This window comes from Streptomyces hebeiensis, from assembly GCF_052983195.1.
In genome coordinates this window covers 176,621-201,503 of the sequence record NZ_CM129812.1, presented here as the reverse complement: position 1 = coordinate 201,503, position 24,883 = coordinate 176,621, and the positions used below count along the sequence as shown (strand labels likewise).

The 24,883-nt window shown below is 72.8% G+C and carries 22 protein-coding genes; 14 read left to right on the top strand and 8 right to left on the bottom strand.

Features of this window, described 5'->3' with window-relative positions; all coding sequences use genetic code 11:
- Positions 1-112 precede the first annotated feature (112 nt).
- Entirely contained in the window at positions 113-439 is a 327-nt protein-coding gene (locus tag ACU6P3_RS00845; RefSeq protein WP_447195437.1) for a chaplin, read from the bottom strand.
- A gap of 288 nt (positions 440-727) precedes the next feature.
- Between ACU6P3_RS00845 and ACU6P3_RS00840 the strand changes: the two genes are divergently transcribed.
- Together ACU6P3_RS00840 and ACU6P3_RS00835 are read left to right on the top strand one after the other, a co-directional pair.
- Positions 728-4,339, top strand: coding sequence for a phosphodiester glycosidase family protein (locus ACU6P3_RS00840; RefSeq protein ID WP_447195436.1), 3,612 nt, complete (start codon positions 728-730; stop codon positions 4,337-4,339).
- A 9-nt stretch (positions 4,340-4,348) separates the two neighbouring features.
- Positions 4,349-4,564 carry a hypothetical protein gene (locus tag ACU6P3_RS00835; RefSeq protein ID WP_447195435.1) on the top strand — a complete coding sequence of 72 codons (216 nt, stop codon included), beginning with the start codon at positions 4,349-4,351 and terminating at the stop codon, positions 4,562-4,564.
- An 82-nt stretch (positions 4,565-4,646) separates the two neighbouring features.
- On the opposite strand, the gene ACU6P3_RS00830 is transcribed toward ACU6P3_RS00835, so the two are convergent.
- Positions 4,647-6,218 carry an FAD-dependent oxidoreductase gene (locus ACU6P3_RS00830; protein ID WP_447195434.1) on the bottom strand — a complete coding sequence of 524 codons (1,572 nt, stop codon included), beginning with the start codon at positions 6,216-6,218 and terminating at the stop codon, positions 4,647-4,649.
- 117 nt (positions 6,219-6,335) lie between these two features.
- Here ACU6P3_RS00830 and ACU6P3_RS00825 point away from each other — a divergent pair, with 117 nt between their 5' ends.
- The gene (locus ACU6P3_RS00825) at positions 6,336-6,929 is read left to right on the top strand and encodes a TetR/AcrR family transcriptional regulator (protein ID WP_447195433.1); all 594 of its coding nucleotides are present in this window, start codon (positions 6,336-6,338) and stop codon (positions 6,927-6,929) included.
- Between the two features lie 35 nt (positions 6,930-6,964).
- On the opposite strand, the gene ACU6P3_RS00820 is transcribed toward ACU6P3_RS00825, so the two are convergent.
- Together ACU6P3_RS00820 and ACU6P3_RS00815 are read right to left on the bottom strand one after the other, a co-directional pair.
- The gene (locus ACU6P3_RS00820) at positions 6,965-7,828 is read right to left on the bottom strand and encodes an NAD(P)H-binding protein (RefSeq protein ID WP_447195432.1); all 864 of its coding nucleotides are present in this window, start codon (positions 7,826-7,828) and stop codon (positions 6,965-6,967) included.
- Complete coding sequence (locus ACU6P3_RS00815; RefSeq protein WP_447195431.1) at positions 7,825-8,031, bottom strand: hypothetical protein; 207 nt, start codon at positions 8,029-8,031, stop codon at positions 7,825-7,827. Before ACU6P3_RS00815 ends, ACU6P3_RS00820 begins: the two co-directional genes overlap by 4 nt.
- A 545-nt stretch (positions 8,032-8,576) precedes the next feature.
- On the opposite strand from ACU6P3_RS00815, the gene ACU6P3_RS00810 reads away from it, so the two are divergent.
- From ACU6P3_RS00810 to metF, 5 genes are all read left to right on the top strand, one after another.
- Positions 8,577-9,713, top strand: a complete 1,137-nt coding sequence (locus tag ACU6P3_RS00810) for a type III polyketide synthase (RefSeq protein WP_447195430.1) — start codon at positions 8,577-8,579, stop codon at positions 9,711-9,713.
- 157 nt (positions 9,714-9,870) lie between these two features.
- Positions 9,871-10,401: a cupin domain-containing protein gene (locus ACU6P3_RS00805; protein ID WP_447195429.1), complete on the top strand. Its 531-nt coding sequence runs from the start codon at positions 9,871-9,873 to the stop codon at positions 10,399-10,401.
- Between the two features lie 80 nt (positions 10,402-10,481).
- Positions 10,482-11,081 carry a hypothetical protein gene (locus ACU6P3_RS00800; protein ID WP_447195428.1) on the top strand — a complete coding sequence of 200 codons (600 nt, stop codon included), beginning with the start codon at positions 10,482-10,484 and terminating at the stop codon, positions 11,079-11,081.
- Positions 11,078-12,118, top strand: a complete 1,041-nt coding sequence (locus ACU6P3_RS00795) for a PrsW family intramembrane metalloprotease (RefSeq protein ID WP_447195427.1) — start codon at positions 11,078-11,080, stop codon at positions 12,116-12,118. Before ACU6P3_RS00800 ends, ACU6P3_RS00795 begins: the two co-directional genes overlap by 4 nt.
- A gap of 188 nt (positions 12,119-12,306) precedes the next feature.
- Entirely contained in the window at positions 12,307-13,251 is a 945-nt protein-coding gene (gene metF, locus ACU6P3_RS00790; RefSeq protein WP_344280353.1) for a methylenetetrahydrofolate reductase [NAD(P)H], read from the top strand.
- A gap of 166 nt (positions 13,252-13,417) precedes the next feature.
- On the opposite strand, the gene ACU6P3_RS00785 is transcribed toward metF, so the two are convergent.
- Positions 13,418-15,001: an MDR family MFS transporter gene (locus ACU6P3_RS00785; RefSeq protein WP_514414751.1), complete on the bottom strand. Its 1,584-nt coding sequence runs from the start codon at positions 14,999-15,001 to the stop codon at positions 13,418-13,420.
- A 35-nt stretch (positions 15,002-15,036) separates the two neighbouring features.
- Positions 15,037-15,789 carry a TetR/AcrR family transcriptional regulator gene (locus ACU6P3_RS00780; RefSeq protein ID WP_447198170.1) on the bottom strand — a complete coding sequence of 251 codons (753 nt, stop codon included), beginning with the start codon at positions 15,787-15,789 and terminating at the stop codon, positions 15,037-15,039.
- A 396-nt stretch (positions 15,790-16,185) separates the two neighbouring features.
- Between ACU6P3_RS00780 and ACU6P3_RS00775 the strand changes: the two genes are divergently transcribed.
- Positions 16,186-16,389, top strand: a complete 204-nt coding sequence (locus tag ACU6P3_RS00775) for a cold-shock protein (RefSeq protein ID WP_030742703.1) — start codon at positions 16,186-16,188, stop codon at positions 16,387-16,389.
- A 184-nt stretch (positions 16,390-16,573) separates the two neighbouring features.
- On the opposite strand, the gene ACU6P3_RS00770 is transcribed toward ACU6P3_RS00775, so the two are convergent.
- Positions 16,574-17,212: a histidine phosphatase family protein gene (locus tag ACU6P3_RS00770; RefSeq protein WP_447195425.1), complete on the bottom strand. Its 639-nt coding sequence runs from the start codon at positions 17,210-17,212 to the stop codon at positions 16,574-16,576.
- Between the two features lie 219 nt (positions 17,213-17,431).
- Between ACU6P3_RS00770 and ACU6P3_RS00765 the strand changes: the two genes are divergently transcribed.
- Positions 17,432-18,256 (top strand): aldo/keto reductase, encoded by an 825-nt coding sequence (locus tag ACU6P3_RS00765; RefSeq protein ID WP_447195424.1) that lies wholly within the window; start codon positions 17,432-17,434, stop codon positions 18,254-18,256.
- 45 nt (positions 18,257-18,301) lie between these two features.
- Here the strand turns inward: ACU6P3_RS00765 and ACU6P3_RS00760 are convergent, their stop codons facing one another.
- Entirely contained in the window at positions 18,302-19,012 is a 711-nt protein-coding gene (locus ACU6P3_RS00760; protein ID WP_447195423.1) for a FadR/GntR family transcriptional regulator, read from the bottom strand.
- Positions 19,013-19,230: 218 nt separating this feature from the next.
- On the opposite strand from ACU6P3_RS00760, the gene ACU6P3_RS00755 reads away from it, so the two are divergent.
- The 4 genes from ACU6P3_RS00755 to ligD all read left to right on the top strand — a co-directional run bounded on the left by ACU6P3_RS00755 (position 19,231) and on the right by ligD (position 24,748).
- Positions 19,231-20,532, top strand: coding sequence for an SLC13 family permease (locus ACU6P3_RS00755; protein ID WP_447195422.1), 1,302 nt, complete (start codon positions 19,231-19,233; stop codon positions 20,530-20,532).
- Positions 20,533-20,598: 66 nt separating this feature from the next.
- Positions 20,599-22,053, top strand: a complete 1,455-nt coding sequence (locus tag ACU6P3_RS00750; protein WP_447195421.1) for an acyl-CoA synthetase — start codon at positions 20,599-20,601, stop codon at positions 22,051-22,053.
- Positions 22,046-23,461 carry a carboxyl transferase domain-containing protein gene (locus ACU6P3_RS00745; RefSeq protein ID WP_447195420.1) on the top strand — a complete coding sequence of 472 codons (1,416 nt, stop codon included), beginning with the start codon at positions 22,046-22,048 and terminating at the stop codon, positions 23,459-23,461. Before ACU6P3_RS00750 ends, ACU6P3_RS00745 begins: the two co-directional genes overlap by 8 nt.
- Positions 23,462-23,728: 267 nt before the next feature.
- Positions 23,729-24,748 (top strand): non-homologous end-joining DNA ligase, encoded by a 1,020-nt coding sequence (gene ligD / locus ACU6P3_RS00740; RefSeq protein ID WP_447198169.1) that lies wholly within the window; start codon positions 23,729-23,731, stop codon positions 24,746-24,748.
- Positions 24,749-24,883: the final 135 nt, after the last annotated feature.

Sequence of the window (24,883 nt, the reverse complement as noted above, 5' to 3'; positions counted from 1 at the left end):
GGTCCGCCGACGCGCACGGCCCGGTACGTGCGACGGCCCCCCGCGCGATCGCGGGGGGCCGTCAACTCGCCGGTGTCACAAGGCCCGGGGGCCGTGCGCCGAGGCCCGGGGGTCAGCCGCCGTAGCCGCCCATGTGGTGAGCACCCTTGTGGTGTCCCTGCTTGTGGTGGCCGCCCTTGTGGTGCTTGATTTCCTTCTTCGAGACGTTGGCGCACTTGTTGCCGAACGTCGGGTTGAGGATCCCGACCACGTTGATGGTGTTGCCGCAGACGTTGACCGGGATGTGGATGGGCACCTGGATGACGTTGCCGGACAGGACACCCGGCGAGCCGATGGCCGCGGCGTCGGCCTCGGAGTCGGCGACAGCCAGGCCGGCGCCGCTGGCCAGCACCGCTCCCGTGCCGACGAGTACAGCGGTTGCCTTCGCGATACGCGACATCAAGTTTCTCCTTGAACGTGTGAAGCACGGCCGCACGGTGAGCGGCCTTCGCACGTTCAACGCCGCGACCCGCGGTCGGTAACGGACAACTTGGCGGGAATAACCGAATTGCCCGGACGGCCACCGGAACAGCGCAGTGGCGGCCGGCGAACGACCCGTACGGGTCCGGACACCGCGTGTTCCCCGTGCCGTCGTCGCGGACCCCTGGTTCATTGGTGCGGGCACGGCGATGCTGACGGCAGCAGACAGAACCGACGCGCGTGAATCCACCGTCCTCCAGGAGAAGTTGTGGGCCCAGGCATCGCCAAGCGGTCCGCCGTGCTGTTCGCGGCGGTGACCGTCCTGACGGCGGGGGCGGCAGTCCCCTCCGCCGCCGACTCGAACCCCGACCCCCGCCCCCGTACCGCCGCCGAGATACTGCGGCCGGTCGCGCCGCCCCCGGCCGGTGCGCCGCCCACGGACCCGAGAACGCCCGCGGACGCGAGAGCCGGAGCGGCCCCCGGCAGCGCGGTGGACGCCGACGGCATCGAGACCGCGCGCACCTCACGTCCCGTCGCCCCCGGCGTACGCCTCACCTCCTACGACCGCCTGGAACCCGCCGGGTGGCTGCGCGTCGACGCGCTCTCCGTCGACCTCGCGGCCACCGGCACGAGGACCGACTACCTCTCCTCGGGCCGGGTCAGCGAGCGTCGTACGGTCTCCGAACTCGCCGCACAGCACGACCCGGGCCCCGGCCGCCGTACCGTCGCCGCCGTCAACGGGGACTTCTTCGACATCAACGAGACGGGCGCGCCCCAGGGCCCGGGTGTCGCGAACGGCGAGGTCGTCCACTCTCCGCAGACCGGCGCCCATCGGGCCGTCGGCATCGGTCCGGAGGCGGCGGGGCGCATCCTGGAGCTCTATTTCGACGGCACCGTGACCCTTCCCTCGGGGACGCGGACGCTGGCCGCCTACAACGCGGCGAACGTGCCCGCCGACGGCATCGGCGCCTACACGGCGGCCTGGGGCACGGCCGACCGCGCGCTCACCGTGGACCGGGCCACCCCCGTCGCCGAAGTGGCCGTACGGGACGGGAAGGTCGCCTCCGTCGCCGACCGCCCGGGCAGCGGCCCCGTCGCGGCCGGCGGCATCGTCCTGGTCGGCCGCGAGGCCGGCGCCGCAGCGCTCGCCGCGCTGCGGCCGGGGGACCCCGTGAGCCTCGCCTACCGGCCGCGCGCCGACGGCGGACCCGTGCCGCGGACCGCCGTCGGCGGCCGGGAACTGCTCGTCGTCGACGGCGTGGCGCAGAACCACGACGGCGAGGGCAACAACACCGCGGCACCCCGCACGGCCGTCGGCTTCTCCCGCGACGGGTCCGCCATGCAGGTGATCACCGTCGACGGCCGGCAGGCCGACAGCGGGGGAGTCACCCTCACCCGGCTCGGCGCGATGATGCGTCAGGCCGGTGCCCACAACGCGCTCAACCTCGACGGCGGCGGCTCCTCCACCCTGGTCGCCCGGATGCCCGGCAGCGACACCCTCACGGTGGAGAACAGTCCGTCCGACGGCAGCGAACGGGCCGTCCCCAACGGCCTCGCCCTCACCGTGCCCGACGGCAGCGGACGCCTCACCGGTTACTGGGTCCGGACCCGGACGCCCGCCGCCGACGCCCCCACCGCCGATCCCGTCAAGGGCGGCCACCCCGACCGGGTCTTCCCCGGGCTGACCCGCCGCCTCACCGCTGCCGGACACGACGAGACCTACGGGCCGGCCGCCGGCTCCCCGCACTGGCGGTCCTTGCGGCCCTCGGTGGGCCGGGTCGACCGCGACGGGCTGTTCACCGCGCTCCACAGCGGCACCACCGAAGTGCGCGCGGAACGCGGCCGGGCCGCCGGCGGCACCGTGTTGACCGTCCTCGGCGCCCTCGACCGCCTGCAGCCGACCACTCGACGCCTCGGACTCGCCGACGCCGCGTCCACCGGCACCTTCGGCCTCGTCGGGCTGGACGCCCAGGGCGCCGGCGCGCCCGTCGAACCCCGGGACGTGCGGCTCGGTTACGACCGCTCGCTGTTCACGGTCACCGACGACGGCCGGGGATCGTTCACCGTGACGTCCCGGACGGAGGGCGCCGCGGGCCGGATCACCGCCACCGTCCGCGGTGCCACCACCGTCCTCGCCGTCACCGTCGGCCTGGAGGAGCGCGCGGTCACCGGTCTCGACGACGCCGCGGCATGGACCTTCAGCCAGGCCCGCGCGGGCGGTTCCCTCTCCGCCACCCCCGACGGCCGCAGCGGCACCGGGCTCGCGCTCACCTATGACTTCACCCGGTCCACCGCCACCCGGGCGGCCTATGCCACTCCGCCCACGCGGATCCCGGTCGCCGGGCAGCCGCGGTCCTTCAAACTCTGGATCAAGGGCGACGGCCAGGGCGCCTGGCCGACCCTTCACCTCAAGGACGCCGCCGGATCCGACCAGTTGCTGCGCGGCCCCTACATCACCTGGACCGGCTGGCGGCAGGTCACCTTCGACGTGCCGCCGGGGGCCGCCGCGCCCCTCGGCGTGCACCGCTTCTATCTCGCGGAGACCGCCGCTGCCAAGCAGTACACGGGCGGGATCGTCATCGACGAGCTGACCGCGCAGGTGCCGCCGACGGTCGACCTGCCCGATCAGGCCCGCCCCGCCGACCCGCTGATCGGCACGGCCGCGCGCGTGCGGGACCGGGACTGGCGGTTCGCGGTGATGTCCGACGCGCAGTTCGTCGCGCGCGAGCCGGACAGCTCGATCGTGGCGCAGGCCCGCCGCACCCTCCGGGAGATCAAGGCGGCGCGGCCGGACTTCCTGGTCGTCAACGGCGACCTGGTCGACGAGGGCTCCCCGGCGGACCTGGCCTTCGCCCGTACGGTCCTGACCGAGGAACTGGGCGGCGACCTCCCCTGGTACTACGTACCCGGCAACCACGAGGTGATGGGCGGCTCCCTGGCGAACTTCACCGAACAGTTCGGCCCCGCCCACCGCGTCTTCGACCACCGGGGGACCCGTTTCCTCACCCTGGACACCTCGACCCTGAGCCTGCGCGGCGGCGGCCTCGACCAGATCAAGGAACTCCGCAGGCGGCTGGACGAGGCGGCGGACGACGACCGCGTCGGATCGGTGATGCTGATCGAACACGTACCGCCCCGGGACCCGACCGCGCAGAAGGCCAGTGAGCTGAGCGACCGGAAGGAAGCGGCGCTCCTGGAGGGCTGGCTCGCGCACTTCCGCCGCACCACGGGCAAGGGCGCGGCTCTCGTCGGCAGCCACGTGGGCGTGTTCGGCGCGGCACGGGTCGACGGGGTGCCGTACCTGGTCAACGGCAACGCGGGCAAGGCTCCGGCCGGGCCGGCGGCCGACGGCGGTTTCACCGGCTGGTCACTGGTCGGGGTGGACGCGGTGAGCGCCGGCGAGCGCGCCGCCGCCGTCCGGCGGCCGTGGCGGGGCGGGCCCGACTGGCTCTCCGTACAGACCAGGGCCCACACCGACGCCCTCGCACTGGACGCACCGGCGGTGCTGGCCGCGGGCGGGAGCGGGAAGGTCACGGCGACCGTCACCCAGGGAGCCCGGGCGGTTCCGGTCGGCTTCCCGCTGAGCGCAGACTGGACCGGGTCGCCGAACCTGCGCGTCGGTGACCGGCACGGCGCGCGGCCTCGTCATACGGCGGTCTTCGACCCGGCCACGGGCACGCTGACCGCGCTGCGGCCGGGCACGGTCACGCTCGCCGTGACGGTGGGCGGGACGACACGGCGGGCGGAGATCAGGATCGCGGCACCGGCCGGCCGGGCCGTGGCCGCGACTTCGGTAGGAGGGAGCGCGGCCGGATCAGCGACTTCGGTAGGCGTGTTCCCTCCCCATGGCCGCTGGCCGCTCCCGGCGGGCACTTCTTAGCGTGCGGGGGTGAAGACGTTTCTCGGGATCCTCTGTTTCATCCTGCTCTCCCAGGGAGTGGGCGGGCTTCTGCACGAGTGGACCGACGGGTGGTTCGACCTCTGGTCCCTGGTGGCCAGGGTGAGCTTCTTCGACGGTTACGAGGTCTACGTGTGCGCCGTGCTGATCGTGGCCGGTCTGGCGATGGGCGCGGCCGCGGGAGCGTCGAAGGAAGGTGATGCCTGACGGCTGACCGCGTGGGCCGTGCCGGCCGGCCGTCGGCCCACGCGGCTCCCGGCCCGTCACCGGGCCGTCGCGGAGCGGGGGCTCAGCCGACGGGTGCGGGTCGCCGACCGGTCCACTGCTCGAGCGCCCGGCGCAGTCCGTCGGGATCGGGTCCGTCGCTCGCCCAGGCGATATGGCCGTCGGGCCTGATCAGCAGGGTCCGCCGACCGTTCCGTGCCGATTCGACCGTCAGGACGTGGTCGTCGGCTCCGTACGGCCCGGGACTGCCGGTCGGCCGTACGAGGACGAACGTGCCCCGGCGCAGCGCCTCGTAGAGCCGTCCGGAGGTCAGCGCCAGATCGGGCGCGCGCCTGCCCACCAGCGGGTGGGCGCCGCGCGGTCGGGGGTAGGAGATCCCGATGCCCGACACCGTACGGACCGCGCGGTCGGACACCGGACCGACGCGGTTGACCACCTCGGCGGCGGCGCTCCGCAGCGCCCGCAGCGGGGCGTTGCCGGCCAGCGCCAGCCTGAGGAGCGAACCGCTGGTGCGCAGGACCATGGTCCCGACCGGGTGCCGCTCCCGCTCGTAGGTGTCCAGCAACGCCGTCGACGCGCGGCGGCGGAGCACGGCCGAGAGCTTCCAGCTGAGGTTCGCGGCGTCCTGGAGTCCGGTGTTCATCCCCATGCCGCCGGCTGGGGAGTGGACATGCGCGGCGTCGCCCGCGAGGAAGACCCGGCCCACCCGGTAGTGCGGGGCCTGCCGCTCGTCGCTGTGGAAGCGGGAGATCCAGCGTGGGCTGTGCATGCCGAAGTCGGTACCGAGGGCCAGCCGGGTGAAGTCCCTGACCTCCGCCAGATCCGCGGGCGCGCTGTCGGGGAGCTGGCGGTCGCGGTTCCAGCCCATGACGCGGTACCAGCCGTCGCCGAACGAACCGACCAGTGCGAAGGCGCTGTCGATCGCGTTCAGCTCGAAGGGGGTGGTCGGGGGCTCGGCGAGCCGGACGTCGGCCAGCACGATCGAGCGGATCACTGACGTGCCGGGGAAGGGCAGCCCCAGACAGCCGCGGACCGTGCTGTGCACGCCGTCCGCGCCGATCAGATACCGGGCCCGCACGGTACGGGCGGAACCGTCCTCGCCTGCCGCGTCGGACACGGTGGCCCCGGACCGGCCGCGCTCGCCGGGGGCAGGCCGCACGTCCGCCTCGACGCCGCCGCCGTCCTGCCGCAGACCGGTCACCTCCGTGCCGTACCGGAAGGTCACTCCCGCCTCGCGGGCCCTGCGCTCCAGCAGGCGCTCCACCTCGTACTGCCCGATGACCAGGACGTACGGGAAGCGGCTGGCCAGCCGGGTGGGCCGGATCGTGGCATGGCCGAACAGGCGCAGTTCCCGCACGCGATGGCCCCGGCTCACCAGCTCGTCGGCGAGGCCCCGAGCGTCGAGGTACTCCAGGGTGCGGGCGTGGACGACCAGGGCGCGGGTCAGGTTGCCGGCGCTCGCCGCGCGGCGCTCGACCAGGGTCACGTCGTGACCGGCCGCGGCCAGGTCTCCGGCGATGAGCAGTCCGGTCGGTCCGGCGCCGACGACCAGGACGTCGGCAGTCCCCTCCGTGCGCCGGACGGAGGGGGGACCGGGGGTCGGGGAGTGGGGCGGGATCGGTGTGCCGGCAGCCATGACGACCTCCCGAAGATGCCGTGCATCAGTAGCCAACGATTGTTGGCCAACACTCGTTGACAAGCGTAGAGCGGGCGTCTCTGGTGCGTCAACAACCGTTGGCCTACAGTTGTGGGCATGGAACGGGAACCCGCCGGGGCGGACGAGAGGCCGCGGCGTTCGGACGTCACGCGGGCCGCCATCCTCGAGGCCGCCCGCGACCGCTTCGCCGTGGACGGGTACGACCGGGCGACGATCCGCGCCGTGGCGCGCGATGCCCGCATCGACCCCTCGATGGTGATGCGGTACTACGGCAGCAAGGAAGGGCTGTTCGCCGCCGCGTCCGCGATCGATCTGGGGCTCCCCTCCCTGGCGGACACGCCGCGCGAGGAGGCGGGCGCCCGGCTCGTGCGGCACTTCCTGCACCGCTGGGAGGACGACGGGACGCTGAACGCGCTGGTGCGGGTCGGCGTCACGCATCCCGCGGGCGCCGACCGGATTCATACCGTGTTCCGGGAGCAGTTGACCCCCCTGGTCGCGGCCGTCTGTCCCGATCCCGCCGAGGCGCCGACGCGGGCCGCTCTGGTGGTCTCGCAGGTGCTGGGCATGGCGCTGAACCGTTATGTGCTCAAGCTGCCGCCCGCCGTCGAGATGGGGCACGACGAGATCGTGGCCTGGCTGGCGCCGACAGTGCAGCGCTACCTCACCGCGGTGGGGCCGCGAGTCGGGTAGGCCGCGAGTCGGGTGGGCCGGGCGGCCGAGGCAGGTCAGGCCCCGCGGCCGACGGCGAAGGCGGAGCGGTGGTCGGCGGCCCAGGAGGCGTAGTCGCGCGCCGGCCTCCCCAGGAGCGTGGCCAGGGTCGGATCCACCTCACCCTTGACGCCGGTCCGTTGCCGTACCGCGCTCTCCATCAGGGCATCCGCCACCGGGGCCGGATGGCGGGTGAGCAACCGGCTCCGCGCCTGGCCCCACGTCAGCTCCTCGAGGCGCACCGGACGCGCCAGCAGGCGGGAGAGGACGGCGACCTGTTCGACGGGGCTGATGGCAGCGGGTCCGGTCAGGGCAAGGGCCCGGGCCGTCGGTTCACCGTCCGTCAGGCAGAGCGCGGCGGCATCGGCGATGTCCCGTGGATCGACGCTGGCGTTGGGCGAGGACGCGCCGAACACCCGGACCACGCCCTCCTCCCGGATCGAACGGGCCCAGCCCAGCGTGTTGGACATGAAGGCCCGGGGGCGCAGGAAGGTCCAGCCCAGGCCCGAGGAGCGGATGAGGTCCTCGTTGCCGCGCTGCCAGCGGGTGACCAGGTCGGTGGCGTCCGGCTCGTCGACCGCGCGCGCCGAGAGCTTCACCACGTGTCGTACGCCCGCGGCGCGGGCCGCGGCGACGAAGTTCTCGTCGTGCGCGTGGGTCAGCGGGTCGTTCGTGACCAGGAACGCCGCCCGGACCCCGGTCAGGGCCGTGGCCAGACTCGCGCGGTCGGTGAAGTCGCCGCCGACGGCCTCCGTCCGCGGTCCGGTGAGCGCGGTGAGACGGCGGGGGTCGCGGGCGAGGAGGCGTACGGGCTCGTCGGCGTCGAGCCGTCGTGCCACCAGCCCGCCGACGGTGCCGGTGACCCCGGTCAGCAGAATCACGCCGGGACCGCCTGGCTCGTCGCCGCGGCGCGTTCGGCGCCCCGGCCGGGCGCGATGTCGGGACACGGCGGCGTGCCGGGGACGGTGGGGGCGGGGAGGAGACGCCACCGCGCCCCCGAGACCTGGTGCCCGAGGACGGCACGCCGGGCGAGGGCCCGGGACATGAGCTCGATTCCGGTGAACGCCCCCACCAACAACTCCACCGTCTCGCACGGATCCGTATCCGTCGGCAACCCACCCTGAGAACCGGGGCCGACAGGAGAAATCTACCGCCCGATCCGGGTGCCGTGGCACTCGTCCGGGCGGAGAGGCCGGTGCGGGCGGAGGGGGCGGCGTATATCTGTGGGACGACCGGCCCGGTCGTCGCCTCCGCGGGGACGTTCACCCGCCGGAGGTACGGGATGGAGCCGGACGAGTGAACGTTGTCATGAGGACCGCGTGGCCCGGGGTGCCGGGGGAACGGCGCCGGCGGGGCCGATGGGCGTCGCGTCGCATCGGTTCCTGCGTTCCGCGAACGGTCACCGGATCGCCGCGCACAGACCCCTGAACGGGTGAGGCCGTTCTTGGTCATTCTTACGTTCCGTATCCGTCGGACAAGGATTTGACGGCTCATCTGATGAATGGATTATCGGTCAGCGATGCCTCGTACACCCCTCTCGACCTGCACAACTCGGGTTGCGGCGGTGGTTGATCGCCCGTGAGTGTGGGCAGCAGTTTCTGAGCGAACAGACATCAAGAAAGGCGTGTCGTGGCGACTCTGTGTAAACCCGCTGTCTCGGTTCCCGAGCACGTGATCACCATGGAAGACACACTCGCTCTCGCGCGCTCACTGCACGCGGACCATCCACAACTGCCCCTGGCACTGCGGCTGATCTCGAACACCGGCGTAGCGAAGCGGCATATCGTCCAACCCATCGAGCAGACGCTCCAGCACCCGGGCTTCGAGGACCGCAACGTGCTGTACGAGGCCGAGGCGAAGGCGCGGGTGCCCGCTGTGATCAACAGCGCGCTCGACCACGCCGAACTCCGCCCCACGGACATCGATCTGATCGTCTATGTCTCGTGCACCGGCTTCATGATGCCGTCGCTGACGGCCTGGCTGATCAACGAGATGGACTTCCCCAGCCACACCCGGCAGCTCCCGATCGCCCAGCTCGGCTGCGCGGCGGGCGGCGCGGCCATCAACAGGGCGCACGACTTCTGCCAGGCGTACCCCGAGGCCAACGTCCTCATCGTCGCCTGCGAGTTCTGCTCCCTGTGCTACCAGCCGACCGATCTCGGGGTCGGATCGCTGCTGTCCAACGGCCTGTTCGGGGACGCGGTCGCCGCGGCCGTCGTACGGGGTGAGGGCGGCACGGGCATCTCGCTGGAGCGCAACGCGTCGCACCTCGTACCCGACACCACCGACTGGATCGCCTACAGCGTCCGGGCCACCGGGTTCCACTTCCTGCTCGACAAGCGGGTCCCCACCACCATGGAGCCGCTGGCCCCGGCCCTGCGCGCCATCGCCGACCAGCACGGCTGGGACGCCACCGGGCTGGACTTCTACATCATCCACGCCGGCGGTCCGCGTATTCTGGACGACCTCAGCCGGTTCCTCGAAGTGCCGCCGGACGCCTTCCGGTTCAGCCGGGGCACTCTCACCGAGTACGGCAACATCGCGAGCGCCGTCGTCCTCGACGCCGTCCGAAGACTCTTCGACGAGGGCGCGGTGACGGACGGGGCCCAGGGCATCATCGCCGGATTCGGCCCTGGTATCACCGCCGAGATGGCCCTGGGGCGGTGGACGGCCGGCGGGCCGGGCATCGTACCGGAGCTGATGGAGCCCCATATGCTGGGCGCGCAGGGAACGAACCTCCGCTCCGCGGCCGGGTCCATGCGCTGACGACGGGGAGGACGGGACCGGGTCCCCGGCGCCGGCCGTGACCGGTGTCGCGGGAGCCCTGTCCCGCTCCGTGGGGCCGAAGGTCCCGGTCCCGGCACTGCCGACCGTACGATCGCCGGGCCCGCGGCCCCCGAACTCGACTGCCTGGAGCAACCGGATGACCCAGCTGACACGGACGGAGGGGCTGATCGTCCCGCCGGGCGGAGGCACCACCGTCCGTACCCCGGCCCAGCAGGTGACCTTCAAGGTCACCGGAGAGCACTCGACGGTGTCCTCGAGTTTCGAGGTCGTCGTCCCGCCCGGATTCGACGTCGGCGCCCACCGGCACGCGCACAGCGAGGAACTGTTCTACATCCTCGACGGTGAACTCGACGTCCTCGCCTTCGAGCCGCGCGTACGCACGGAGGACTGGCGGCACTGGGAGTCCGAGTCCGGCCTGACGGTGGTCAGGGCCATGCCGGGTACGGTCATCGTCGTCCCGCCGGGCTGCCCGCACGCCTTCGCCAACCGGGCGGACGCGCCGGCCCGGATGTTCTTCCAGTCGTCCCCGCCCTCCGACCACGAACGTTACTTCGAGGAACTGCTCGACATCCTCAAGGACGGTGCCGCACCCGACCCCGAGGCCATCGCCGACCTGCGCCTCCGCTACGACATCGAGCAGATCACCCCGCTCCGCCACAAGCCCTGAGCGCGTGCCCCTCACCACCCGTCTCACTCGTACGAGGGTCTGACACCGCGGGAACCCGGTGTCTGACGGACCGTGGACACATGGACAACACATCGGCACTCGGGCACCCGCCGCCCCAGGGGCCGCGGGACCGCCGGCGGATCATCGCGATCGCGCTCGGCATGGTCACGCTGACGGCCGGCTGGCCGCTGATCGGCCTGGCCCTGTCGGACCGGGAGCCGGTCCGACAGGGCACGGTGCTGTGGCTCGGACCCGGCCGGGAGAGCGCGGCGCTGCGGATCGTCGGCGACGGCTGGCAGGTGCGCAAGGCCGAGAGCGACCCCGACGTGTCGTACGCCCTTTCGCTCGACGGCGTCGATCTGGTGGCGAGGTACGTCGCACTCGCCTCCCGCACCGGCGCCCGACGCCTGTGGGCGGGCCTGGGCAGGGTACAGTCCGTGGCCGACCAGGACAGCCGCCTGGGCGGACCACGACCGGTCACCAGCAGCGGGGGCGCGAGCGGACTGACGGGGGCGCTGGCCCGGGACGGCCGCGCCGGGACGGCCACCCTCTGGCTGCCGCCCGGCGCGAGCTACGCCGTCGAGGTCACCGTACTGGCGAAACCGGGCGCAGGCCCGCGCGCGCGAGCGGACGCCTCGGCGACGGCCCGGAGCGTCGCCTTCCTTGGGGGAGGGGCATGACCGGCCCCGCCCTGCCCGCCGCGTACACGGCCGTGCGCCGGTCCTGGCGGCGCGGACCGGCTCGCTGGCTCGGCGGTGGACTGTGCCTGCTCGGAGCCCTGCTGACCCTCGTCGAGTTCGCCGCCGTCATTCGGGTCTTCTCCGGCCCCGCGTCGCTCGCCCTCCTGCTGCTGCTGTTCACCGTGGGCATCGGCGTCGCCGTCCTCGGCCGGGTGCGCCCCTTCCGGCCGCCACCGCGGGCCTGGGCCTGGAGCGGGGTCGCCTGGGGGGCCACCGCCGCGGCCGGCTGCGCGATCGTCGCCAACACCGGACTTCAGGGCATCTGGGCCAAGACCACCGGCATCGCGTTCGCCTCACGGTGGGCCGCCGCCCTCACCGCGCCCTTGAACGAGGAACTGTTCAAACTCGCCGGCGTCGCGCTCATCGCGCTCGGCGCCCGGAGCCGCGTACGCGGGCCCCTTGACGGGTTCTTCCTGGGCGCGTTCACCGGACTGGGGTTCCAGGTGGTGGAGAACTGGACCTACGCGATGAACTCCGTTCTGATGGGCGGTGGGGTGGACGGCTCCGCCGATGTCCTCAGGTCCTTCCTCACCCGCGTCCTGGTGACCGGCCTCGGGACCCACTGGGCTCTGAGCGCGGTCGCCGGGACGGCGGTCGGCATCCTGCTCGCGCACGACGACCGCCGTCGGCGCGCCGGACCGGCCGTGCTCTGCGTCCTGACGGCCATGGGCATGCACGCGCTGTTCGACGCCCCCGTCCTCACCTCGGCCGCCGGGATCGTCGCCAAGGTGGCCCTGAACTTCCTGATCGCCGCCGGGTTCTACCTCACTCTCCGGCACCGGGCCCGGCGGCGGGCGCGCGCGTTCCTGCGCTCCCCCCGGACGGACCTCTCCCTCACGCTGCTCACCCGCCGCTCCCGGCGCCGCGCCCTGCGGACACTGCCCCCGGCGCGCCGCCCGGCCGCCGAACGGCGCGCACAGAGCTACCTGGACCTCGTCGAGGAGGTGGCCGCCGACAGTACGCGCGGGCCGGCCTGACCGGTCCGGAGCCCGGCACGCCCGAAGCCACGTCCGTCAACGCGCCCTGGGAGCCGTCGCGTTGACCCGCACCGCGGCACTGCTGACCAGTTCGTGGGCACACCATGGGCGCACGAGCCCGCACGGCTAGTGTGTGCGCACCGTGTGCGTGTCCACGCACTGAGCGACGTGAAGAAAGGACCCCCGCCATGGCGGCAGCTACCGCGGACCGTCCCCCGCACGCCCGGCCCGGTCCCCGCGCCCTGTTGGCCGAGGGAAAGCGCTCGTACTCCTTCGAGTTCTTCCCGCCGAAGACCGACGCCGGGGAGCGCACGCTCTGGAACGCGATCCGTCGTATCGAAGCGCTGGCGCCGACCTTCGTCTCCGTGACCTACGGGGCCGGCGGCTCGTCACGGGACCGGACGATCGAGGTCACCAAGCGCATCGCCGCCGAGACCACGCTGCGCCCCGTGGCGCACCTGACCGCCGTGGGCCACTCCGTGGCGGAACTGCGGCACATCATCGGCCAGTACGCGGACGCGGGCATCCGGGACGTCCTCGCTCTGCGCGGTGACCCGCCCGGCGACCCGCGCGGCGAGTGGGTCCGACATCCGGAGGGGTTCGCGCAGGCCGGTGAACTCGTCACCCTCATCAGGGACCTGGGGGACTTCACGGTCGGGGTGGCCGCGTTCCCCGAGCGGCACCCGCGTTCACCCGACTGGGAGAGCGACATCCGGCACTTCGTCGCCAAATGCAGGGCGGGCGCCGACTACGCCATCACCCAGATGTTCTTCCATGTGGAGGACTACCTCCGCCTGCGTGACCGGATCGAGGCGGCGGGGTGTACGACTCCGATCATCCCGGAGATCATGCCGGCCACCGACGCGCGGCAGATCCGCCGCTTCGCCGAACTCAGCGACGCCCGCTTCCCCCCGGAGCTGGCCCGGCGCCTGGAGGCGGCCGCGGGGCGGCCGGAGGAGGGCCATCGGATCGGTGTCGAGTACGCGACCGTGATGGCCGAACGACTGCTCGCCGAAGGCGCGCCCGGTCTGCACTACATCACGCTCAACCGCTCCACGGCCACGATGGAGATCCACCAGAACCTGGGAGTGAGCGCGGACGACGACCGGCCGCTGGCCGCCACGTCCCGCTGACACTCCTGACACCCCTGGCACGCCGGTGGAAGAAGACCGCCGGCCCCGGCCGTGTCCGTCGAGGACACGACCGGGGCCGGCGGCCGGAACCGCCCCGTACGGAGCGGGCGCGCGACGCGTGCGACGACCGCGGCCGTACGGGCGGCCGGCACGGGCCGGTTCGCGGTCAGCTCACGGGCGTCGCCGGCGTCGCGGCGGCACCGTCGGCGTCCCCGCCCTCTCCGTCGGACGTCCCGCGCTCCTGGGCGAGCCGCTCCATGCCGCTCGTCGTCTTGAGGGGCTTCTCCTTGATGAAGAGGACCGCGACCAGCGCGAGAGCGGCGAACGGCGTGGCGACCAGGAACAGCTCCGCCGTGGCCACCCCGTAGGCGTTCTGCACCAGCTCGCGTACCGGTTCGGGCAGCGTGGAGATGTCCGGTATCTTCCCCTCGCCGGAACCGCCGCCCTCGCCCTGGCCGGCTCCGCCCATGCCCTTGGCCAGCTCGGAGCTGACCCGGTTGGCGAGCACGGCGCCCAGGACGCTCGTGCCGATCGTGCCGCCCATGCTGCGGAAGAACGACAGCACGGACGTGGCCGCGCCGAGTTCCGCCGCGGGGACGTCGTTCTGGGCCGCGAGGACCAGGTTCTGCATCAGCATGCCGACACCGATGCCGAGGACGGCCATGTACAGGCTCAGCAGCCCGAAGCCGGTGTCGGAGCCGATGGTGGACAGCAGTGCCAGACCCGCCGTCATGATCACGGCGCCGGCGACCAGATAGATCTTCCACTTGCCGGTGGCGCTGATGATCTGACCCGCGACCGTGGAGGACACCAGCAGGCCCAGGATCATCGGCAGGCCCATCAGGCCCGCCACGGTCGGGCTCTTGCCCTGGGATATCTGGAAGTACTGGGAGAGGAAGACCGTGCCGCCGAACATGGCCACACCGACCAGCAGGCTCGCCACCGTGGTCAGGGTGATCGTGCGGTTGCGGAAGATGTCCAGCGGAATGATCGGCTCGGGCGCCCGGGACTCGACGAAGACCGCGGCCAGCAGCAGCACCGCCCCCGTCGTGGTGAGGGCGGCCGTCTGCCAGGACGCCCAGTCGAACTCGTTGCCCGCCAGGGACGTCCAGATCAGCAGCGCGCTGATACCCGCGACGATCAGGAAAGCGCCCAGGTAGTCGATCTTCACCTCACGGCGGACCGTGGGCAGGCGCAGCGTGCGCTGAAGGATCAGGATCGCGGCGAGCGCGAACGGCACGCCGATGAAGAAGCACCAGCGCCACCCCAGCCACGACGTGTCCACCAGCACACCGCCGACCAGCGGGCCCGCGACCGTGCCGACGGCGAAGACGGCGCCGAAGATCCCGGAGAACTTGCCCAGCCGCCGCGGCGGGACGACCGCGGCCATGACGACCTGCACCAGGGCGGTCAGACCGCCCGCGCCGATGCCCTGGACGACACGGCTGAAGATGAGCAGCCCGGCGCCCTGCGAGAAGCCGGCGAGGAGCGATCCCACGACGAACATGGCGAGCGAGAGCTGGAGCAGCAGCTTCTTGTTGTAGAGGTCGGAGAGCTTGCCCCACAGCGGGACGGTCGCCGTCATGGCGAGCAGCTCCGAGGTGACGACCCAGGTGTACGAGGACTGGCTGGCGCCGAGGTCGGTGATGATGCGGGGCAGCGCGTTGGCCACCACCGTGCCGGCCAGGATGGCGACGAACATGCCCGCCATCAGACCCGACATGACTTGGAGTATCTGCCGGTCGGTCATGGAGGTCGGCGCCTGGTCGGGCGCCTGCGTTGTACTCAAGGTGTCCTTCTTGAATCCTTGGATGGTCGGTCGCCGGGCTCTGGTTGCGGCAGCCCGGCGGCCAGCTGATCGAAGACGTCGTGGAAGATTTCGAGGAACGCCGCGGGACTCGGCGTTTCCGCCTGGGCCTGGGCGCACCAGTGCTCGGCGGAGACCCGTACGGCCGTGTTGGCGACGGACGCCAGCAGCTTCGGGTAGAGGTCCAGGTGCGAGGTGTCGGGGAACGGCCCCGGAGCGGGGCGCTCCGCGCACGGTGGCTGCCGCCGCCCAGTCGGGGGCACTGCCGGGGTGGCCGCCCCGTCGCGTCCCGCGATGGCCCCGGCGAGCGCGATCTCGTCGGCGATGTGCGCGCCCATGCCGCGGATCAGCAGGTGAGGCGAGCGCTGGAGCACCGTGGCCCGCAGCCGCCAGATCTCCTGCTGCTCCTCCACGTTCATCAACTCGGCGGCGAACGCGTCGCGCACCACCTCGAGCGGGGGCCGGTCGGCCGGCGCCTCGCGCACGGCGCGCCGTACCCGCTCCCCGACATCCCGGTCGATCATGACGAAAGCGTCGTCATGGGTGTCGAAGTAGTTGAAGAATGTGCGTGGCGAAACCCCCGCGGCTTCACTGATCGCCTCGACGGTGACATTCTCCGCGCCGTGCTCGGCCGCCAGCCGCACGGCCGCCTCGGCCAGGGCCCTGCGGGTCGCCCGCTTCTTGCGCTCGCGCAGTCCCAGGACCGTGCCTTCCGTTCTCACGAGATGCAGAGTATGCAAAAGTGCAGGATCCGCAAAATTGTTTACGGCGTCACTCGTACGGCGCTGTCCGGGCTGATCATTTCGCGCCGTACGGAGCTGTGCGACCGACGGTTGCGCGCCTGTGCGCACCCCCGTTGGCGGCAATTGGTACGAATGGGTGGTCGTGGCCCTCGGTCATGGGCCGATTACGCGCCACAGACGCAAGAGTTGGCTGTTTCTGTGGCTGGATCGCTTCGCGCACGGTAGCGTCGTGATCAGCTGTCGTGGTTCCGAAGTACCGCTCGCCCGTGACGTGCCGTCACGGGCGTTTGTGCTGTTCAGCGTCTGTCGGGGACCAGGGCGATCACCTCCGGTGCCCGTGTGGTGCGGGCGCCGTCATGTGTCCCTCGGAACGGAGACTGAGCAATGGCCAGTGGAACGGTGAAGTGGTTCAACTCGGAGAAGGGGTTCGGATTCATCGCACAGGACGGCGGTGGCCCCGATGTCTTCGCACACTACTCGAACATCTCGATGTCCGGCTTCCGTGAGCTCTCGGAGGGCCAGAAGGTGACCTTCGACGTCACCCAGGGCGCCAAGGGCCCGCAGGCGGAGAACATCCTCCCCTCCTGACCCGATTAGCCCGGGGCCGACCTCGCTCGGCCCCGGGCTCTCCCACCGGTGCGTGGCGCGCGAGCGCGTGTGCCGCGGACCGGTGGGCCGGACTTCCGCCGCGGGTCGCCGCGACCCGCCGCCGCCCACCGGCGCACGCGCCGCTCGCCCGGAGCGCGAGAGGCGTTCCGGGGCCGGGAACCGGTCAGGCCGGGCGCCGTCCTTCCTGGAGAGCGGTGCGGAGAACGCTCTCGGGAAGCGTGAGGTTCCATCCGGTGATCACCGGACGGCCGTGCTCCGTACCGAGCCGGGACAAGGTTCCGGTGGCCAGCTGGAAGAGCGCCCCCGCGGCCGGGGCCAGCCCCAGATAGCGCGCGGTCAGGACGCGCAGGAAATGGCCGTGCGAGACGAGGGCGACGTCGCCCTCGTCCCTGTCGAGCGCCGACAGCGCCGCGGCGAGCACCCGGTCGGCGCGGTGGCCGACCTCCACCGGACTCTCGCCCGCCGCGTCGGCACCCGGCACCGCACCGTCGGTCCACAGGTCCCAGCCGGGGCGCGTGCGGTGGATCTCGTCCGTCGTGACTCCCTCGTAGCCGCCGTAGTCCCACTCGTGCAGCTCGGGCTCGGTCCGCGGGGCGTCGAGACCGGCCAGTTCCGCGGTGCGCCGGGCCCGGGCCATGGGGCTGACCAGGGTGAGCGCGATGCGGTGCGCGCGCAGCAGCGGGGCCAAGGAGCGGGCCTGATGCTCGCCGCGCTCGGTCAGCGGCAGGTCGGTGTGACTGGTGTGCTGACCGGACAGGGACCACGCGGTCTCGCCGTGCCGCACCAGGATCAACTCGCCCATGGGATCAGTCCGTTCCCTGCTCCGTGTGAACCGCCGTGGTGACCTTCCCCCGGCGGCGGTGGGGACCCGCCGGGGTCACCAAGGTCAGTGTCTCCCCATCCGGCGCCGGTGACCCGGTGAGGCGGGCAGACCTCGTTTACGTTGGTGGCAGGCGGTGGGCCCCGAGCGTCCCGGGCCGGGCACCGGGGAAACGTCGAGCGAGAGAAGAGGACCACCATCATGGCTTCCGTCCCTCACATCGTGCTCAACAACGGCGTCAGGATTCCGCAGCTCGGCTTCGGTGTCTTCCAGGTCGCACCGGACCGGACCGCCGACACGGTCCTGGCCGCGCTGGAGGCCGGTTACCGGAGCGTCGACACGGCAGCCGCCTACGGCAACGAGGAGGGCGTGGGCCGCGCGCTCGCCGGCTCGGGCCTGCCCCGCGAGGAACTGTTCGTCACCACGAAGCTCTGGAACGACGCGCAGGGCTACGACTCGGCTCTCGCCGCGTTCGACACCAGCCTGCGCAAGCTCGGCCTGGACCACGTGGATCTCTACCTCGTCCACTGGCCCACGCCGGCGCGCGACCGCTACGTGGACACCTGGCGCGCGCTGGAGACGCTGCTGGCCGACGGCCGGGCCCGCGCCATCGGTGTGTCCAACTTCCAGTCCCCGCACCTCCAGCGGATCCTGGACGAGACCTCGGTGGTCCCGGCCGTGAACCAGATCGAACTGCACCCCGCCCTCCAGCAGGCGGAACTGCGGGACTTCCACGCTCAGCACGACATCGCGACCGAGGCATGGAGCCCGCTGGCGCAGGGCGCGCTGCTCCAGGACGAGGCGATCGTCGAGGTCGCCGCCCGCCACGAGAAGACGCCGGCGCAGATCGTGCTGCGCTGGCACCTCCAGCTCGGGAACGTCGTCATCCCCAAGTCCGCCACGCCCGCGCGCATCCGGGAGAACATCGACGTCTTCGACTTCGCGCTCTCGGAGAGCGACATGGCGGCGATCAGCACGCTCGACCAGGGCCGGCGCACCGGCCCGGACCCCGACACGTTCAACTGATACGGGGCACGGGGCACGAGGTCCTGACCCCGTGCCGCGGGCGTCCTACCGGCTTTCGTCCTCCGGGTTCCAGTCCAGCAGGCGCACCTTCGCGACCGTACGCACATGCCGGCGCATCGCGGTGGCCGCCGCCTTGCCCCGCCTGGCCGTGATCGCGTCCAGGATCGCCCGGTGCTGGGCCAGCGACCGTCCGGGGCGGCCCGGTTGACGCAGGGATTCCGTGCGGCTCTCGGCGATCTGCTCCGAGATCGACCGCATGAACTCCGCGAGCAGCGCGCTGTGCGCGGCGGCCGTCACCGCGGCGTGGAACAGCCGGTCACCCTCCACGCCCAGGCCGCCCGCCTCGATCTCGTCGGCCATGTGGCGCAGCGCGTCGCGCAGCGCCGCCAGATCCTCTTCCGTGCGGCGTTCCGCGGCGAGTTCGGCCAGCTTGGTCTCCAGCGCCTCGCGGGCCTCCAGTACGTCGGGGAGCCGGCGTCTGCGCTCCACCAGTCGCTCGACCGGCTCGGGTTCGAGGCTGTTCCCGGTGAGGTAGGTGCCGCCGCCGTGCCGCACCTCGACCAGGCCCTGTACCTCCAGCACCACGATCGCCTGCTTGACCGAGGCCCGGCTGACGCCGAGCCGCTGGGCCAGCTCCCGCTCGGGTGGCAGCCGGTCGCCCGCGGCCAGGTCCGCCTCGGCGACATAGCTGCGCAGCCGGTCGAGCACCTGCTCGTAGAGCCGTTGCCGGGCCATCGGCCGCAGCGCGTCGGACATCCGGACCCCCAATCCCTGACCGGACGCTTGACCGGTTTCTCCCGATGCCTGTGACCGGCAGCCTAGCGCCCCTCCCGGCGAGTGCACCGGCCGGTCAGGTGGCTGAGCCAATTCTGTCCGATCCCTTGACGGTCGGAGAAGCCCCCGTCCACTGTGGTTCAGCCACTTGGCCAGTCGTATTCGGCCAGCCTCAGGGACCCAGGGACGGGAGCCCCGCCATGTCCGCCGAACTGATCTCGATCCTCGTGCTGGTGGTGGTCTTCGTGATCGCCACCACCCGCTCCATCAACATGGGCGCTCTCGCCTTCGCCGCCGCGTTCGGCGTCGGCCAGCTGGTCGCCGGCCTCGACGCGGACGGCATCTTCGCCGGTTTCCCCGGCGATCTGTTCGTGGTCCTCGTCGGGGTCACGTACCTGTTCGCGATCGCGCGTGCCAACGGCACCACGGACTGGCTGGTCCATGCCGCGATCCGGTTGGTGCGCGGCCGGATCGCGCTGATCCCATGGGTGATGTTCGCGGTCGCCGGTGTGCTGACCGGTATCGGTGCCGTCTCCCCGGCGGCCGTGGCGATCGTCGCGCCCATCGCCCTGAGCTTCGCCGCGCGGCACGGGATCAGCCCGCTGCTGATGGGCGCGATGGTGGTGCACGGAGCGCAGGGCGGCGGATTCTCGCCGATCAGCATCTACGGTTCCATCGTCAACGGCATCGTGGCCCGCGAGAAGCTGCCCGGCAGCGAGCTGACCCTGTTCCTCGCCTCCCTCGTGGCCAATGTGCTGATAGCCGGTGTCGTCTTCGTCCTGTGCGGCGGGCTCAAACTCTCCTCCCGACAGGACGGGGCGAAGCGGTGGACCGTGGGCACCGCGGGTGAGGACGGCCGGCCGGAGACCGAACGGCAGGAGACCGACCGACCCGAGGCCGAACAGCTCACTCCCGCGCGGATCGCCACCCTGGGCGCGCTGGTGGCGCTCGTCGTCGCCGTCCTCGGCTTCGACCTCGACGCGGGGCTGTCCTCCGTCACCCTCGCCGTCCTGCTCAGCGCGTTCTGGCCGGACACCAGCCGCAGGGCCGTCAGCCAGATCGCCTGGCCGACCGTGCTGCTCATCTGCGGCGTCCTGACCTACGTCGGTGTCCTGGAGGAGATGGGCACCATCGACTACGCGGGCAACGCCGTCAGCGACATCGGTGTCCCCCTCCTCGCCGCCGTCCTGCTCTGCTACATCGGCGCCCTCGTCTCCGCCTTCGCCTCCTCCGTCGGCATCATGGGCGCGCTCATCCCGCTGGCCGTGCCCTTCCTCGCCCAGGGGGAGATCGGCGCCATCGGGATGGTCGCGGCACTCGCCATCTCCGCGACCGTCGTCGACGTGAGCCCCTTCTCCACCAACGGCGCCCTGGTCCTGGCCGCCGCGCCGGACGTGGACCGCGAGCGGTTCTTCCGGCAGTTGATGGTGTACGGCGGGATCGTGGTGGCGGCGGTGCCCGCCGCCGTCTGGCTCGTCCTGGTCGTGCCAGGCTTCGGGTAACGGCTGATGCCGACCGTTCGGACTCGTCCATCGCGCCCCCGGCGTCCACAGCAAGGAGAACGACGCGTGTCCCCTCTCTTCCCGGCTCTCGCCGCACGCTCCGACCGGCCCGCCCTCAGGTTCGGCGACCGTACGCTCAGCCACGCGGAGCTGGCCGACGCGGCCGGCGCGCTCGCCACCCGTGTCGCCGGGGCGCGGCGGATCGCGGTCTGGGCCACGCCCACGCTCGGTACGGCGGTGGGAGTGGTGGCCGCGCTGCTGGCCGGAGTGCCCGTCGTGCCGGTCAACCCCAAGAGCGGCACACGGGAGCTGGCCCATATCGTCGCGGACAGCGCCCCCGATCTCGTCGTCGCGGAACCGGACGCGGTGCTCCCGCCGGAACTCGCCGCGCTGCCCCGGGTGGCCGCGACGGCGCGGGGGACCGGACGGCCCGGGGGCGTCCCCGTGCCCCTGCCGCCCGAGCCGTCCCCGTCGGCGCCCGCACTGATCGTCTACACCTCCGGCACCACCGGCCCGCCCAAGGGCGCAGTCCTCCCGCGCCGCGCCGTCGCCGCCACGCTGGACGCCCTGGAGGACGCCTGGCAGTGGACCGCCGACGACGTGCTGGTGCACGCCCTGCCCCTCTTCCATGTCCACGGTCTGATCCTCGGTGTCCTCGGCCCGCTGCGCCGTGGCGGTTCGGTACGTCACCTGGGCCGGTTCGACACCGAGGCCGTCGCCCGGGAACTGACGGCGGGGGCCACGATGCTCTTCGGTGTGCCGACCATGTACCACCGGGTCGCCGAGGCGCTTCCCGGCGACCCGGCGCTGGCGAAGGCCCTGGCCGGCGCCCGGCTGCTCGTCTCCGGATCCGCCGCCCTGCCGGTACACGACCACCGGCGGATCGCCGAGGCGACCGGACGCCGGGTCATCGAGCGGTACGGCATGACGGAGACCCTGATGAACACCAGCGTGCGCGTGGACGGCGAACCGCGCCCCGGCACGGTCGGCGTACCGCTCAAGGGCGTCGAGCTGCGGCTGGTGGACGAGTCGGACGCGGCCGTCGAGGCGTACGACGGCGAGACGGTCGGCGAGATCCAGGTGCGTGGCCCGAACCTCTTCACCGAGTACCTGGGCCGCCCCGACGCGACCGAGGCGGCCTTCGTCGACGGCTGGTTCCGCACCGGGGACATGGCCGTACGCGACCCCGACGGCCAGGTCCGCATCGTCGGCCGCAAGGCCACCGACCTGATCAAGAGCGGCGGCTACAAGATCGGCGCCGGGGAGATCGAGAACGTCCTCCTGGAGCACCCGGGCGTGCGCGAGGCGGCCGTGACCGGTGAGCCCGACCCGGACCTCGGGGAGCGCGTCGTCGCCTGGATCGTTCCCGCGCGTGCCGAGGAACCGCCGTCCGCCGAGGAGTTGGCCGACCACGTGGCCGCGCAGCTCGCCGCCCACAAGCGGCCCCGCACCGTGCGCTACCTCCAGGCCCTGCCGCGCAACGACATGGGCAAGATCATGAAGCGGGCCCTCCATGCCTGAGCGGCTGAGCGCGCGCGAGGCGGTCGCGGCCCTCGCCGAAGCCGGCACCTTCGCCGAACTGCCCGCTCCTGACGGAGTGACGGGCGGCGCGGCGGACGAGGCACCGGACGGGCCGCTCGGCTGGCCGGGGTACGACGCGGTGCGCGCCCGGGCCCGGGCGCGCACCGGCGAGGAGGAGTCCGTCGTCTGCGGCACCGCGCGCGTGGGCACGACACGGGCGGTCCTGATCTCCTTCGAGTTCGGCTTCCTCGGCGGCTCGCTGGGAGAACGGACGGGGGACCGCCTGGTGGCCGCGCACCGCCACGCACGCGCCCAGGGGCTGCCGGTCGTCTCACTGATCGCCACCGGCGGCAGCCGGATGCAGGAAGGCATGCGCGCACTGCTCCAGCTCCAGCGCGTGGCGGGGGAGTCCGCGCTGACCCGGGCGCGGGGGCTGCCCCAGCTGGCGGTGGTGCGCGATCCCACGACCGGGGGCGGCTGGGCCACGCTGGGCGCGGGCGCCGATGTCGTGCTCGCGCTGCCCGACGCCCAGATCGGCTTCGCGGGCTCGCGCGTACGGCCGGCGGACGCGGACCCGTACGCGTACACCGCGCGGGCGCAGTTCGCCGCCGGACACGTCGATGCGCTGGTGGACCCGGACGAACTGGGTACGACCGTGGGGCGCTGGCTGACGCTCCTGACGGCGGGCGGAGGAGGGGAGCGCGCTGCTTCCGGCGCGACGATCCTGAGCGGCCCGGCCGGAGAGGCCCTGCCACCACCCGCCGGGCTCGGCCTCGGCGGTACGCCCGCCACCGGCTGGCAGGCGGTGCTTCGCGCCCGGTCACCCGATCGACCCCGGGCCCCCGCCTACCTCGACGCCTACCTCGAACAGCGCGCGGAGATCACCGGGGACCGCTGCGGCGGCAGGGACCCCGGCATGCTGTGCGGCTTCGGACTGCGCGAGGGACGGCCCGTCGCGTACGCGGCCCAGGCCGGCACCGCCACCCTCCCGGCGGGGTACCGCACCGCCGCCCGGCTGGTCCGGCTCGCCGACCGGCTGGGCATCCCGGTCCTCACCCTGGTCGACACGCCGGGCGCGGCCAATGACGCGGAGGCGGAGCGCTCGGGCGCGGGCGCGGCGATCGCGGATCTCTTCCAGGCCGTGGCCACCGCCCGGGTGCCGCTGACCACCCTCGTGATCGGCGAGGGCGGTTCCGGTGGCGCCCTCGCCCTGTCCGCCCCGGGCAACACCTGGGTCACCGCCGACAGCTACTTCTCCGTCATCGCCCCGGAACCCGCCACGGCGATCCTCAAACGCCCCGTGGAGGAGACCCGGGAGGTGGCCGGCCGGCTCCGGCTGCGCCCGCAGGACCTCGTGGACCTCGGAGTGGTGCGCGGGATCGTGCCGACGGCCGGGGCCCGCTCGTAACCCCCGCCCGCCCATCCGCTCCGCTCCCTGCCTTCCCGCCCTTGGCCGCCGTTTCCCGCCCCTTCCCGTACTGCGTGTGCCTGCCGCGTCACACCCGCGCCGCGTGCGCCGTCGGGCCCCCTCGGGTCGCGAGGGCCGGGCGCCGCTGCGAGATTGGTCGTGTCGGGCGCAGCACCTACGGCTTGGGAGCGGGAATGGGAGCGGCGTGTACGTGTGCGTACGGGGCGAGCCGGGGCCCTCGCGACGCGCCCCGGCGGGAAAACCATGGTGAGCCGGCTCCTGGACACGTTGCCGGCCGCCCAGCGCGGCCTGCTCAGACCTGCCGCGCCCGGCGACGAACTCGCCATGCCGCCCATGCTCGCCGTCCTCAGCGACCGGCGGGTCTTCGGGGCGGACTGGCTCTTCGAGCGGAAGCTCGACGGCGTCCGGGCGCTGGGCGCGCGCCACGAGGACCGCACGCGGTTGCTGTCCCGCAGCGGACGCGCCGTGCAGACCACCTATCCCGAGATCATCGACGCGCTGAGCGCCCAGGAGTGCCGGGACTTCACCGTCGACGGTGAGATCGTCGCGTACGCGCGCGGGCGGACCGACTTCGCCCTGCTCCAGCGGCGCATGCAGATCACCGACGCGGCGCGGGCGCGCGCCAGCGGGGTCGCGGTGACGTACTACCTCTTCGACCTGCTGCGCCTGGACGGTTACGACCTCACCCGGCTGCCGCTGCGCACCCGCAAGTCGCTGCTCCGCCGCGCCGTGGCCTTCCGCGCTCCCCTCCGCTTCACGCCGCACCGCAACGAGGGCGGACAGGAACAACTGGATGCGGCCTGCGCGCGCGGCTGGGAGGGGCTGATCGCCAAGCGGGCAGGGGGCCGCTACGTCCGCCGACGTTCCCCGGACTGGCTGAAGCTCAAGTGCGCCCGAGGACAGGAGTTCGTCGTCGGAGGCTTCACCGAACCGGCGGGGGCCGGCGGCCGGATCGGCTTCGGCGCGCTGCTCGTCGGCACGTACGAGGAGGGCCGGCTGCGGTACGCGGGCAAGGTCGGCACCGGCTTCGACCGGGCGACGCTGGTGGGACTGCGCGGCACCCTCGACGGTCTGGCCGCCCCCCGTTCCCCGTTCGCCGACCGGGTGCGCGAGCCGCGCCCGCACTGGGTCCGGCCGGAACTCGTCGCCCAGGTCGCCTTCACGGAGTGGACGCGGGACGGCATGCTGCGGCATCCCCGGTTCCTCGGCCTGCGTGACGACAAGCGGCCCGAACAGGTGGTCAGGGAGGAACCGGAGCCCGGCTGACCGTGGGCCCGCCTGCTCCGCTCACGCTCCAGCGCGCCGCCGCCCCCTCCGTACGGCGATACCGCGTTCGCCGCGTGCCACGGCGCGGCTCCGGCACCTCTTGCCGATTCGGCAACAAAAGTCGCCGAGGTGTGA

Excerpts from the sequence above, each read along its gene's own strand:
- ACU6P3_RS00845 (WP_447195437.1), bottom strand. The coding sequence starts at position 439 with ATGTCGCGTATCGCGAAGGCAACCGCTGTACTCGTCGGCACGGGAGCG.
- ACU6P3_RS00830 (WP_447195434.1), bottom strand. The coding sequence starts at position 6,218 with ATGGCTGCCGGCACACCGATCCCGCCCCACTCCCCGACCCCCGGTCCC.
- ACU6P3_RS00825 (WP_447195433.1), top strand. The coding sequence starts at position 6,336 with ATGGAACGGGAACCCGCCGGGGCGGACGAGAGGCCGCGGCGTTCGGAC.
- ACU6P3_RS00805 (WP_447195429.1), top strand. The coding sequence starts at position 9,871 with ATGACCCAGCTGACACGGACGGAGGGGCTGATCGTCCCGCCGGGCGGA.
- ACU6P3_RS00800 (WP_447195428.1), top strand. The coding sequence starts at position 10,482 with ATGGACAACACATCGGCACTCGGGCACCCGCCGCCCCAGGGGCCGCGG.
- ACU6P3_RS00795 (WP_447195427.1), top strand. The coding sequence starts at position 11,078 with ATGACCGGCCCCGCCCTGCCCGCCGCGTACACGGCCGTGCGCCGGTCC.
- metF (WP_344280353.1), top strand. The coding sequence starts at position 12,307 with ATGGCGGCAGCTACCGCGGACCGTCCCCCGCACGCCCGGCCCGGTCCC.
- ACU6P3_RS00785 (WP_514414751.1), bottom strand. The coding sequence starts at position 15,001 with ATGACCGACCGGCAGATACTCCAAGTCATGTCGGGTCTGATGGCGGGC.
- ACU6P3_RS00775 (WP_030742703.1), top strand. The coding sequence starts at position 16,186 with ATGGCCAGTGGAACGGTGAAGTGGTTCAACTCGGAGAAGGGGTTCGGA.
- ACU6P3_RS00770 (WP_447195425.1), bottom strand. The coding sequence starts at position 17,212 with ATGGGCGAGTTGATCCTGGTGCGGCACGGCGAGACCGCGTGGTCCCTG.
- ACU6P3_RS00765 (WP_447195424.1), top strand. The coding sequence starts at position 17,432 with ATGGCTTCCGTCCCTCACATCGTGCTCAACAACGGCGTCAGGATTCCG.
- ACU6P3_RS00760 (WP_447195423.1), bottom strand. The coding sequence starts at position 19,012 with ATGTCCGACGCGCTGCGGCCGATGGCCCGGCAACGGCTCTACGAGCAG.
- ACU6P3_RS00755 (WP_447195422.1), top strand. The coding sequence starts at position 19,231 with ATGTCCGCCGAACTGATCTCGATCCTCGTGCTGGTGGTGGTCTTCGTG.
- ACU6P3_RS00745 (WP_447195420.1), top strand. The coding sequence starts at position 22,046 with ATGCCTGAGCGGCTGAGCGCGCGCGAGGCGGTCGCGGCCCTCGCCGAA.